The sequence below is a fragment of the Agromyces ramosus genome (assembly GCF_030817175.1).
Lineage (GTDB): Bacteria > Actinomycetota > Actinomycetes > Actinomycetales > Microbacteriaceae > Agromyces > Agromyces ramosus_A.
Genome location: NZ_JAUSYY010000001.1, coordinates 1,612,916 through 1,625,540 on the forward strand (window position 1 = coordinate 1,612,916; position 12,625 = coordinate 1,625,540).

At 70.0% G+C, this 12,625-nt stretch carries 8 protein-coding genes; 6 read left to right on the forward strand and 2 right to left on the reverse strand.

All coding sequences use genetic code 11. The features are described from left to right. Positions 1 to 26: 26 nt before the first annotated feature. Positions 27 to 668 (reverse strand): TetR/AcrR family transcriptional regulator, encoded by a 642-nt coding sequence (locus tag QFZ26_RS07550; protein WP_307040772.1) that lies wholly within the window; start codon positions 666 to 668, stop codon positions 27 to 29. 154 nt (positions 669 to 822) lie between these two features. Here QFZ26_RS07550 and QFZ26_RS07555 point away from each other — a divergent pair, with 154 nt between their 5' ends. The 6 genes from QFZ26_RS07555 (at position 823) to QFZ26_RS07580 (ending at position 9,239) form a co-directional block, all read left to right on the forward strand. Then, the gene (locus QFZ26_RS07555; protein ID WP_307040774.1) at positions 823 to 3,321 is read left to right on the forward strand and encodes a beta-glucosidase family protein; all 2,499 of its coding nucleotides are present in this window, start codon (positions 823 to 825) and stop codon (positions 3,319 to 3,321) included. 62 nt (positions 3,322 to 3,383) lie between these two features. Next, entirely contained in the window at positions 3,384 to 5,039 is a 1,656-nt protein-coding gene (locus QFZ26_RS07560; protein ID WP_307040776.1) for an ABC transporter substrate-binding protein, read from the forward strand. Between the two features lie 81 nt (positions 5,040 to 5,120). After that, complete coding sequence (locus QFZ26_RS07565; protein ID WP_307040778.1) at positions 5,121 to 6,128, forward strand: ABC transporter ATP-binding protein; 1,008 nt, start codon at positions 5,121 to 5,123, stop codon at positions 6,126 to 6,128. After that, positions 6,125 to 7,105, forward strand: coding sequence for an ABC transporter permease (locus QFZ26_RS07570; RefSeq protein ID WP_307040780.1), 981 nt, complete (start codon positions 6,125 to 6,127; stop codon positions 7,103 to 7,105). The genes QFZ26_RS07565 and QFZ26_RS07570 overlap by 4 nt, the downstream gene beginning before the upstream one ends. Before the next feature lie 5 nt (positions 7,106 to 7,110). Beyond that, entirely contained in the window at positions 7,111 to 8,145 is a 1,035-nt protein-coding gene (locus QFZ26_RS07575; RefSeq protein WP_307040782.1) for an ABC transporter permease, read from the forward strand. Beyond that, positions 8,142 to 9,239, forward strand: coding sequence for an ABC transporter ATP-binding protein (locus tag QFZ26_RS07580; RefSeq protein ID WP_307040784.1), 1,098 nt, complete (start codon positions 8,142 to 8,144; stop codon positions 9,237 to 9,239). The genes QFZ26_RS07575 and QFZ26_RS07580 overlap by 4 nt, the downstream gene beginning before the upstream one ends. Positions 9,240 to 9,346: 107 nt before the next feature. Here the strand turns inward: QFZ26_RS07580 and QFZ26_RS07585 are convergent, their stop codons facing one another. Continuing rightward, positions 9,347 to 12,550 (reverse strand): ExeM/NucH family extracellular endonuclease, encoded by a 3,204-nt coding sequence (locus QFZ26_RS07585; RefSeq protein WP_307040786.1) that lies wholly within the window; start codon positions 12,548 to 12,550, stop codon positions 9,347 to 9,349. Positions 12,551 to 12,625: the final 75 nt, after the last annotated feature.

Sequence of the window (12,625 nt, forward strand, 5' to 3'; positions counted from 1 at the left end):
GGCCCGGCGCCGGGGCATCCGCTCGCTCAGGCCGTCGTCTGCGACCGCAGCCGCTCGACGATCTCGTCGAGGGTGCGACTCACGATGCGGGGCATGTCGACCGCGTCGGGGTCGAGGAGCCACTGCACCTGGAGGCCGTCCATGACGGCGATGAGCGCCGAGGCGGAGTCGCGCAACTCCTGCTCGTCGGTGTTGCCCGAGACCTCGCCGAGCACGCCGGCGATCTTCGTGCGCAGCCCCTCGGTGCGGCCGAGGAAGTACTCGTGGGCGGGATGCCCGTCGGTGACGGACTCGCCGGAGAGCACCGAGTACGCCTGGACGACGCCGCGCCGGTGGGTGTTCTCCTCGACCGTGTCGACGAGGTGCTGCAGGAACGCCGGGCCCTCGGTCTGGGCGCGCGCGGGCACGCCGGCGACCTCTTCGCCGTCGCGGTACTTCAGCATCGCGATCAGCAGGCCCTCCTTGCTGCCGAAGTGGTGCAGCACGCCCGCGTGCGTCATGCCCGCCTGCTCGGCGATCTCGACGAGCGCGCCCTTGTTGTAGCCGCGGGCGCCGAACACGTTCATGGCGGCCTTGAGCACGGCCTCGCGGCGCTCCGTGGTCTTGGCCTGCGGGCGTTGCACTCGCTCGGCCGCCGCCTTCGGCGCTCCGTCTCGCGCTGTGTCCACCACTGGGGTTCCTTCCTGTACGGACTGCGCAGAGGCATCCGCTTCGCTGCTGCGGCGTTATCGAACCGTTACGGTTCTTAGCTTACTTACAAGTCAGTAAGTGTGCCAGCATGGCCGAGTCACTCGACGACGAGTTGTGAATTGGAGTATAGGCGTGAGCTCAACGACGACCGCCCCCGGCGCCCTCGCCACCGACCTCCCGCTCGGGGAGAAGGTGCAGCTGCTCACCGGCGCAGCCACCTGGACGCTCCGGGCGATCCCCGAGCTCGGCCTGCGCACGATGACCGTCTCCGACGGTCCGATCGGCGTGCGCGGCACCGGCGATGACGGCGAGCCCTCCGCACAGCTGCCCGCCCCGTCGGCGACTGCCGCGACGTGGGACCTCGACCTCCAGGCCCGCCTCGGCACCCTCATGGCCGCCGAAGCGCGGCGCAAGGGCGTCGACGTCGTGCTCGCCCCCGTCGTGAACCTGCAGCGCAGCCCCGTCGGCGGACGCCACTTCGAGTGCTTCTCCGAAGACCCGCTGCTCACCGCGCGGCTCGCGGTGGCCTTCATCTCGGCGATCCAGGAGCAGGGCATCGCGGCGTGCGTCAAGCACTTCGTCGGCAACGAGACCGAGACCGACCGCACCGAGTACCTCTCGCGCATCGACGAGCAGACCCTGCGCGAGGTCTACCTCGCACCCTTCGAGGCCGTCGTCGACGCCGGCGTCTGGACCATCATGGCCGCGTACAACGGCCTCACCCGCGAGGGCGTCGACGCGACCGCCACTGCGCATGGCCCGCTGCTCAACGGCGTGCTCAAGGGCGAGTGGGGCTTCGACGGCATCGTCATGAGCGACTGGCTCGCCACGAAGACCGTCGTCGAGCCGGCGCTCGGCGGCCTCGACCTCGTCATGCCCGGCCCCGGAGGCCCGTGGGCCGACGGGCTCCTTTCCGCCGTCGAAGACGGGCGCGTGCCCGAGTCGGTCATCGACGAGAAGGTCGCGCGCATCCTGCTGCTCGCCGAGCGAGTCGGTGCGCTGAGCGGCGTCGCGGGCGAGACGGTTCCGTACGACCCGAGCGGCGCCACGGAGCATCCGACCGACGACGACGTCGTGGCGCTGCTCCGCGAGGCGGCGGCCCGCTCGACGGTCGTGCTCCGCAACGCCGGCCCGCTCCTGCCGATCGAGCCCGCCGACGCCGCGACGCGCGGCCGCATCGCCCTGATCGGCCACAACGCCGTCGAGCCCTTCACCCAGGGTGGCGGCAGTGCGTTCGTCACCCCGCCGCACGTCAGCGAACCGCTCGCCGCGCTGCGCGAGGCGTTCCCCGACGCCGAGGTCACGCTCCACCGCGGCGGCGCGACCACACTGGGTGCGCCCCTCGCGCCGACCGAACTCCTCACGACGCCCGACGGCGAGCCCGGCATCCGCATCGACCACCTCGACGCCGCCGGCGCGGTCATCGCCTCTGAGCAGGTGCCGGATGCCGCGAGCCTCTGGTTCCCGATCGACGACGATGCCGTGGCATCCGTTCGCCTCAGCACGGTGCTCGCACTGGCCGCTCCGGGCCGCCACACCATCGAGCTCGGACCGGTGGGCGCGCACCGCATCACCGTCGACGGCGTGCTGCGCGCCGAGTCCGACGCGCGCGTCGGGGTGGAGGTCGTGCTGAACTCGAGCTACGCCAACCCTGCGTCGGTCGAGACGCACGTTGACGTCGAGGCACCGCGTGCGGTACACGTCGAGGCCGACCTCCAGGTGATCGACGGCGAATCGTACGGCCGCTTCGTGCGACTGCACTTCCGCTACCGCGCGCCGAGCCGGTCGATCGACGAGGAGCTCGACGACGCCGTCGCCGCGGCATCCGTCGCCGATCTCGCCGTCGTCGTGGTCGGCACGAACTCCGAGACCGAGTCCGAGGGGTGGGACCGGCCGAACCTCGACCTGCCCGGCCGCCAGAACGAGCTCGTGCGCCGGGTCGCCGCCGCGAACCCGCGCACCGTCGTGGTCGTGAACGCCGGCGCACCGGTGCTGCTGCCATGGCTCGAGGAGGTGCCCGCCGTGCTCTGGTGGTGGCTGCCCGGCCAGGAGGCGGGCGGCTCGCTCGCGGCCGTGCTCACCGGCGCGATCGAGCCGTCGGGCCGGCTGCCGTGGACGCTTCCCGCCGACCATCGCGATGTGCCGGTGCCGAACGGGCTTCCCGTCGACAACATCATCGACTACGTCGAGGGCGTGCACGTCGGGCACCGCGCATGGGACCGGCTCGGCCGCACCCCCGCACGCGAGTTCGGCTACGGGCTCGGTTACACCGAGTGGGAGTACCGCGGCCTCGAGCTCGCCGACGAGGCATCCGGCGCTGAAGCGGTGCTCGCCACCGCACGCGTCACGCTCGCCAACACCGGCGCGCGCGACGGCCGCGAGGTCGTGCAGGTCTACCTCTCGGCCGCTGGCGACACCGGCCGCCCCGTGCGCTGGCTCGCCGGATTCGCCGTCGCCGACGTCGCCACCGGCAGCACCACCACCGTCGACATCCCGCTCGCCCGCCGGTCGTTCGAGACCTGGTCGACGGATGCCGCGACCTGGACCCTTCCCACCGGCACGTATCGTGTCGCCGTCGGCAGGTCCTCGCGAGACCTCCGCCTCGAGACCGCACTCGCGGTCGGGGGCTGAGCCCAACAGCAGCACCGAGCACCACACGCACCACCACAACCGAAATGCAAGGAGGCATTGAAATGCGAAAGAACATCCTCGCCGCGGGGGCCGTACTGGTCGTCGCCGGCCTGGCTTTCACGGGCTGCAGCGCCGACACGGGCGGCGGTGACACGGGCACCAAGGTGCTCACCGTCGGCATGCCGAACGGTCCCCAGCAGGAGAACCAGAATCCGCTCGCCACCGGTTCGGCGTCGCTCTCGCTGGGCTACGCGTTCGCCGTGTACGAGTCGCTCATGCAGGTCAACGAGATCGACCCGACCGAGGCGCCCACCCCGTGGCTCGCCGAATCCGTCGAGTGGAACGCGGACTCCACGCAGGCCGTGATCACGGCCCGCGAGGGCGTGAAGTGGTCGGACGGCGAGGACTTCACCGCCGACGACATCGCGTTCTCGATCCAGCTCCGCAAGGACAACCCGGAGTTGAACATCGACTTCCCCGACCAGTACGGCGACATCACCGTCGACGGCAACCAGGTCACCGTGAACTTCACCACCGGCCAGTACGTCAACCAGGTGAAGCTCTACAAGCTCCTCATCGTGCCGGAGCACATCTGGGCCGACGAGGACGCGGTGACGTTCGCGAACACCGAGATGATCGGCACCGGCCCGTTCACCCTCAAGACGTTCACCCCGCAGGCGGTGACGCTCGAGCCGAACGAGGACTATTGGGGTGAGGAGCCCAAGGTCGCCGAGCTGCGTTACGACGCATTCAACGACAACGCCGGCCTGACGACCGCGCTCACGTCCGGTGAGGCGCAGTGGGGCTGGACGTTCATCCCCGACTACGAGCAGACCTTCATCGCTCAAGACCCCGAGCACTACGCGCAGGTCGCCGGCGGCGGCTTCGGCGTCGACGTGCTCTACCTCAACAACGAGACGAAGCCGTTCGACAACGTGGCATTCCGCCAGGCACTGAACATGGTCGTCGACCGCGGCGACATCTCGCAGACCGCCGGCTACGGCGTGTGGCCCGAGATCACGAGCGTCACCGGACTGCCACAGCCCTCAGGCGACGCCTTCATCTCCGAGGCGTACCAGGGCGAAGAGCTCTCGGTCGACGTCGATGGCGCCAAGCAGGTGCTCGCCGACGCCGGGTACACCTACGACGGCGACAAGCTCATCGACCCCGACGGCGAGCCGGTGACCTTCACGCTCACGAACCCGAGCGGCTGGACCGACTACCTCGACGCACTCGGCATCATCGCCGAGGGCGCCGCGTCACTCGGCGCCGAGGCGACGGTCGAGCCGATCGTGCAGGACACCTGGTTCAACGACACCATCCCGTTCGGGAACTTCCAGGCCTCGCTGCACTGGACCGACGGCGGCTCGACGCCATGGAACATGTACTCGAACATCATGGACGGCGCCTCGTACGTGCCGCTCGGCGAGACGGCGAACTGGAACTTCGGCCGCTACCGGAACGACGAGGTCACCCAGGCGCTCGCGACCTACAAGGCGGCCGCGAGCGACGAGGAGCGCCAGGCGGCACTCGACGTGGTGCAGGAGCGCTTCGTCGAGGACGTCCCGGGCATCGTGATCTGGTCGCGGCCCGCCGTCGCCCAGTACTCGACGGCCAACTACACGGGATTCCCGACCGCCGAAGACCCCTACGCGAACCCGCAGCCCACGGGCCCGCAGGCGGCGCTCATCCTGTCGAAGCTCACCCCCACGGAGTGATCCGGAGCTCCGACACCCCGGTCGTGCGGCGGGTGCACCACCCGCCGCACGACCACCCCTACCCTCTCCCCAGGTGATGTGATGAGTAACGAAGCTCCCGTGCTGCAGGCCGTCGAACTGCGCAAGCACTTCAAGCTGCGCGGCGTCGGTTCCCGCGATGTCGTGCACGCCGTCGACGACGTGACCTTCGAGTTGCGCCGCGGTCACGTGCTCGCCCTCGTGGGCGAGTCGGGCTCGGGCAAGTCGACGATCGCGCGGCTCCTCGCCCAGCTCATGCCGGCCACCGGCGGCAGCCTCCTGCTGCACGGCGAAGACGCCACCGCACGCGGACGACGCGCCTTCCGCCGCTATGTCGGCCGCGTGCAGATGATCTTCCAGGACCCGTTCGGGTCGCTGAACCCGGTGCACACCGTGCGCTACGTGCTCACCCGGAGCATCCGGATCCATCGCGGCCGCCTGCGCGGCACCGAGCTCGACGACGCACTCGTCGAACTCCTCGAGCGCGTGCAGCTGCATCCCGCCGAGCGCTACATCGACAAGTTTCCCCACGAGCTCTCGGGCGGCCAGCGCCAGCGCGTCGCCATCGCCCGCGCACTCGCGGCCGACCCCGAGGTGCTCCTCGCCGACGAGCCGATCTCGATGCTCGACGTCTCGATCCGCCTCGGCATCCTGAACCTCCTCCGCGACCTGCGCGACCGGCTGCAGATCGCGATCCTCTACATCACGCACGACATCGCGTCGGCGCGCTACTTCGCCGACCGCACGATGGTCATGTACGCCGGACGCATCGTGGAGAGCGGCGATTCCGAGTCGGTCACGCAGGATCCGAAGCATCCGTACACCCAGCTGCTCGTGCGGTCGGCACCCGACCCCGACGACCTCGAAGCCCGTGCCCGCGGTGCGCGCGGCGAGGCCCCGAGCCTCGTGAATCCACCGAGCGGATGCCGGTTCAACCCGCGCTGCCCGTTCGCCACCGAGCTGTGCCGCATCGAGGTGCCGCCGCTCCTGTCCGTCGGCGAGGGCCGCGAGGCCGCGTGCTGGAGCTACTCCGATCGCGCCGACCGCCCCGTGCTGGAGGTGCGCGCATGAAGTTCTTCCTGCGTCGGCTGGCCTTCTACGCGATCACGTTCTGGGCCGCCGTCACCATCAACTTCTTCATTCCGCGCATCATGCCCGGCGACCCGGTCAGGGCGCTCATCGCGAAGAACCAGGGGCGCATCTCGACCGACGCCGAGGCAGCGCTGCGCGTGCTGTTCGGACTCGACGCGGAGACCTCGCTCTGGCAGCAGTACCTCGACTACTGGGCCCTGCTGCTGCGTGGGGAGCTCGGCATCTCGTTCACGTACTTCCCGACGCCGGTGCTCGAGGTGATCCAGCAGGCGCTGCCGTGGACCGTCGGACTCGTCGGCATCGCGACGATCATCAGCTTCACGATCGGCACCCTGATCGGCACGGCCGTCGGCTGGCGCCGCGGCACGTGGGCCGACTCGCTGCTCCCGATCTCGACGTTCTTCTCATCGGTGCCCTACTTCTGGCTCGCGCTCGTCGCCATCTCGATCTTCTCGGTGACGCTGGGCTGGTTCCCGGCGAGCGGCAGCTACGACCGCTCGCTCGTGCCGGCGTGGTCGTGGGAGTTCGTGGGCTCGGTCATCTACTACGGCACGCTGCCAGCCATCACGATCGTGATCTCGTCGATCGCCGGCTGGATCCTCGGCATGCGCAACATGATGGTGACCGTGTCGTCGGAGGACTACGTCACGGTCGCCCAGGCCAAGGGGCTCAGCGAGCGAACCGTCATGCTCGGGTACGCGGCCCGCAACTCCGTGCTGCCGCAGGTCTCGAGCTTCGCGCTGTCGCTCGGCTTCATCGTGGGCGGCACCCTCGTCATGGAGATCGTCTTCTCGTACCAGGGCATCGGGTACTTCCTCTTCACGGCGGTCGCCGCGAAGGACTACCCGCTCATGCAGGGCATCTTCCTCGTCATCACGCTCGCGGTGCTCCTCGCGAACATCGCGGCGGACATCGTCTACGGGGTGCTCGATCCGCGCACCCGACAGGAGGGCTGACCGACATGACGATCGACACGAGCATCGTCGAGGAGACGAACGAACTGGCGCGGCCGTCGCAGGCGCCGGCCACGGGCGCGTTGTCGGTCGCGTCGCGTCGCTCGAAGCGAGGCGGGCCGCGCAAGTTCCTGTTCCTGCGCAACGCGAAGGCGCTCACCGGCCTCGCGATCCTCGCCTTCTTCCTGCTCATCGCGATCATCGGGCCATGGATCGCGCCCTACGACCCGAGCGCCCGTAGCGACGACGTGCTGCAGCCGCCGTCGTGGGAGCACTGGTTCGGCACGACGCACCTTGGTCAGGACGTGTTCTCGCAGATCCTCGTGGGTACGCGCGGCGTCATCGTCGTCGGCTTCGTCGCGGGCATCGTCGCGACGACCATCGGCGTGATCGTCGGCGTCACGGCCGGTTACGTCGGCGGTCTCGGCGACGAGAGCCTCTCCGTGCTCGCGAACGTGTTCCTCGTCATCCCGCAGCTGCCGCTCATCATCATCATCGCCGGGCAGCTGCCCACGGTGGGCGGAGTGACGGTCGCCCTCGTCATCGCGATCACCGGTTGGGCGTGGGGCGCCAGGGTGCTGCGCGCCCAGACACTCTCGTTGCGGCGACGGGACTTCGTCGAGGCGGCCCGCGCGAACGGCGAGCGCACCTGGCGCATCATCACGGCGGAGATCCTGCCGAACCTCACCGCGATCATCGCGGCGGGCTTCGTCGGCACCGTCGGCTTCGCGGTGCTCTCGCTGATCACCCTCTCGTTCATCGGCATCGGCAACACGGGCGAGTGGAACTGGGGCACCGTGCTCTACCAGGCGCAGTCGCAGCTCGCCCTGCAGCGGGGCGCATGGTGGTGGTTCGTGCCCGCCGGCCTCTGCATCGCCCTCCTCGGCATGTCGCTGACGCTCATCAACTTCGGCATCGACGAGTTCGTGAACCCGCGGTTGCGGTCAACGGGCCTGAACGCGAAGACGCTGCGCAAGCGCGGCATCCGACCCCGCATCGGCTTCACGCCGGTCGTGCGAGAAGCGAAGGAGGACCGGGCATGACGCTCACGAACCCCGGCAGCCCGCAACAGCTCACCGCGGTGAGCGACCCGGTGCTCGAGATCAGGAACCTCTCGGTCGACTACGGCTACGACGACGACCCCGTGCACGTGTTGCGGCAGGTGTCACTGACCCTCGGCCGCGGTGAGGTGCTCGGCCTCGCGGGCGAGTCGGGCTGCGGCAAGTCCACGCTCGCGTATGCCGCGACCCGCCTGCTGCCGCCGCCCGGCCTGATCACCGGCGGCGAGGTGCTCTTCACCGATCGCTCGGGCGTGCAGACCGACCTCCTGCGCCTGAACGACGCGCAGCTGCGCGCCTCACGGTGGCAGGACCTGGCGATCGTGTTCCAGGGTGCGATGAACTCGCTGAACCCCGTCTTTCGCGTCGGACGGCAGATCGCCGACGGCATCCGCGCGCATCGGCCGAACGTGACCCAGAAGGAGGCGCTCGAGCGTTCGGCGGAGCTGCTCGAGCTCGTCGGCATCGCACCCGACCGCCTGCGCTCGTACCCGCACCAGCTGTCGGGCGGCATGCGTCAGCGTGTGATGATCGCGATGGCGCTCGCGCTCGACCCGCAGGTGCTCATCATGGACGAGCCGACCACGGCGCTCGACGTCGTCATGCAGCGCCAGATCGTCGAGCAGATCGCCGACCTGCGCCAGCGGCTCGGCTTCTCGGTGATCTTCATCACGCACGACGTGTCGCTGCTCATCGAGATCGCCGACCGCATCGCGATCATGTACGCGGGCGAGATCGTCGAGGATGCCGCCGCGCTCGACGTCTACCACCGCCCGCGCCATCCGTACTCCTCGGCGCTGCTGCACTCGTTCCCGCCGCTTCGCGGGCCGCGACGCGAACTCATCGGCATCCCGGGCTCCCCACCCGACCTGTCGAAGCTCGGCGGCGGATGCCCCTTCCGCGACCGGTGCGCGTTCGCCTTCGACGCCTGCTCGACCGTTGGTCCCGAGCTCGTGCATCCCGCGGTGCCGGGCGACGACCCGCGCCGCTCGGTCGCGTGCCTGCGGCACGACCCGGCCGCCGTCGTCGCGGCGGGCGAGGTGCCCGCGCCAGTGCCCGCCGAGCTCTCGCTGCGCTGACGGTCGTCGTAGCCACCGAATCGGAGACGCGTGCATCGACCATCAACGGTGAAGGGGCCCGCTCACCAGAGCGGGCCCATTCATCCATGCCGAGGGTCAGTCGCCTCTCACGGGGCGACGCGGATGGTCACCGTGTCGGTCGTGGAGTTCCCGGCCTCGTCGGTGGCCCGGTAGACGAGCGTGTACACGGCTCCGACCCGGGCGCGCACCGCGAGCTCGGTGTTCGACACCACGGAGAGCTCGGCCTTGTAGCCGTGGGCCTGCGCATCGATGAGCTCGACGGTCACCGGGCCGCCCGAGTCATCCGTCGCCTCGATGTCGAGGGTCACCGTGCGCCACTTGTTGTTCGGCGGGAAGATCACGCTGGGTGAGGCCGTGACGTCGAGCTCGGGTGCCGTGGTGTCGGGCGGCGTGAGGTCGAGTCCGACGAGCACGGGGTCGTGATCGCTCGAGCGGAACGCGTCTGGCGCGTAGAGGGCGTCTTGCGCGGCCTTCTTGAACGTCATGTCGTAATCGATGAGGCTCGGCTCGTCGGCGTTGATGTGCCACACCGCGGCCTCGGTGACTTCGTCGGCGAGCTCGCTGCCCGCGAGGGCGTGGTCGAGGTAGCCGAGCTGTCCGTCGAACACGTACGAGTAGGCGAACTCGCCCTGGTCGCGGAGCAGCAGGTCGGTGTAGCCGGCGCCCGTGAGCACCTGGATCGGGTCCTCCTGGTCGTACGAGTTCAGGTCGCCGATGATGAGCTCCCGACCCGGCTCGGCTCCGGTCGGGCCGGTGGCGAGCCAGTCGACCATCGCCTGGGCCGCCATGGTGCGCACCCCGTTGCAGTTGCCCTGCCCGTTCGGGTCTTCAGGGTCGCCGACCGCCTCACAGCCGGAGCCCTTCGACTTCAGGTGGTTGACCGCCACGGTGACCTCTCCGCCCGTCTCGAGGTCGGTGAAGGTCTGCGCGAGCGCCGGCCGCTGGATGTCGAGGAATCGCGCATCGACCGACAAGTCGAGGGTTGCGAACTCGCCGACGAGCGCGACCTCCGACGGCTTGTAGATGAAGGCCGTCGTGATCGCGTCGGTGCCGAGCTTGCCGGTCTCGATCGCGTCGTACGTGCCGGCGCCCATCGTCGCGTTCAGCGCGTCGACGAGCGCGTTCACGGCGATGTCGGCGTTGTTCTCGATTTCGATGAGTCCGACGATGTCGGCGTCGAGCTGCGAGATCGCGCTGACGATCTTGGCCTCTTGGCGGTCGAACTCGGCGGCGGTGTCGGCACCGCGGTCGCCGAGGGTCGTGAAGTAGTTCAGCACGTTGAAGCTCGCGACCGTGGTCGTGCCGCCGACCTCGGGCACCGCGGGGCGCGGGTTCGCGACCTGGAAGTCGGCGCCCTCGGTGGGCTGCACGCGCCACAGGTCGAAGCGCCAGTCGAGCACGCCGGTGGCGTTCGTCACCAGGTCGCCGCTGCGGAACGTGTTCGTCAGGGAGAAGACCTCGCCGTTCGGGTGGATCGCCGGGTCGGGGTTCTCGCCGCTGCGACCGTCGTCGAGCGTGATCGCGTTGCGGGCGTTCGCCGCGGCGAGCGCGACCGCCTCGGCTGATCCGGCGTCGAAGACGGCGGTCGGCTGGTTCAGGCGCTCGGTTCCGAGCGTCACCTCACCGAAGCGGGCGTACTCGAAGGTCTCGCCGATGGTCAGCGCCTGCGGGAGGGTCACGCGCATGCCCTCGAGGGGCTCGTACGCTTCTGGCGCGGCGGGGAGCGTCAGCGCGGCGGCCTCGGGCAGTGCCGAGCCGGTCGCGCAGACGGCGATGTCGGATGCCGTGACCTCGGTCATGCCGAAGAACTCGCTCACCGTGCCGACGACGTGCACGACGTGACCCACGGCGACGTCGACCCCGCCGGGCGCGTAGACGAAGATGCCGTCGGAGGTCGTGGCATCCGAATCGCCCGCGTCCTGCACGTAGTACCCGTTGAAGCCGCCGGTCTGGAAGTCGCCGACGACGACGCCCTCGATCTCGACCGACTGGCCGGCGGCGGGTGAGACCGCGCCTGAGCCCTGCACGGAGCCGATCGTCACGAACGGCGCCTCGCAGTTCGCGCCGCCGGGCGGCTCAGGGTCGTCACCGACGGCGTTCGCCGCACCTGGGGTGTTCAGCGCCTCACCCTCGCTGAGGGTGCCGGTGTTGCCGGGGATACCCGCGAGGTCGAAGTCGTTGCGCACCCAGTCGGCGGAGGTGTCGGTGTCGGTGCCGTCGGCGATGCGTGACGCGCCGCCCGGGAAGGAGGAGAGGCCGTCGTAGGCGACGCCCAGAGTCGGCGTGCCGTATGCGCGGTCGCCCGTGCCGCCGTCGGTGACGGCGATCGAGTCGACGACGGTCAGGCCGGCGGAGGCGTCGAGCACGCCGTCGTCGTCGGCGTCGAGGTCGTTGCCGAGTGCGCCCGCGAAGTCGCGCACGAGCAGGAGCGAGATCGTGCCATTCTCGAGCGCGCCGTTGGCGAGTGAGGCGAGCGCACGCCCGTCGGCGTCGGGAGCGCCGAAGGCGATCACCTCGTCGACGAAGCCGAGGCTCGTGCCCGCGTCGCCCTCGACCTCGAGCACGCGGTAGGCGCTGAGGTCGGCGCCGGGCTCGGCGAGGAGCTCGACGTACTCCACGTCGGCGGTGCCGACCGTGTTCGCCGAGAACTCGTTGATCACGGGATCGGCCGGATCGACGTCGCCGCACGTCGCCGTGTGCGCGCCGAGTCCGTCGAACGTGTCGGTCGCGAACCCGACCCACTCGGCGGCGGGGTCGAAGGCGTCGTTCGTGACGGTGTCACCGGCGCACACCGTGGCTGCGCGCCGCAGGGTGTTGTCGGCGGTCGAGGTGAGCCCGGTGCCCCACTCGGTGCCGGGGTCGACGCCGACCTGCCCGAACGAGTCGACGATCACCGCGCCGCGCATGAGCACCAGGGCGTCGTCGCCGTTGAACCATCCGGCGCCGTTGGTCTGGTCGGCGACCGCGAGGATCGCCGGGCCCGCCGCCGACTGCGCCAGCACGTGCACCTCGCCCGCCGCGACCGTTCCGGTGAGCGGAATCGTCAGGCCCGCGGTCGTGGCGCCGTTGAAGTAGATCTTCACCGCGTACCCGCCGGCGGTGAGGTCGACGGCGGCCCCCGTGGCATTGGCGATCTCGATGGCCTTGTTGTTGGAGGTGCCCTCGATCACCTCGCTGATGATCAGGTCGTCCGCCGGCTCGGCCGCGGACGCCGGCGCCGCGGCCAGGCCGACGGCGAGCAGCGAAGCCGCCGCGATGGTGACGGTGACACGACGAACAGAGCGGATCATCAGGACTCCCTGCCTCACTGCGCGGAGGCCGACATGACTCCCGAGACGTCGCCAGACTAGGCGAGCGGTCGGCCG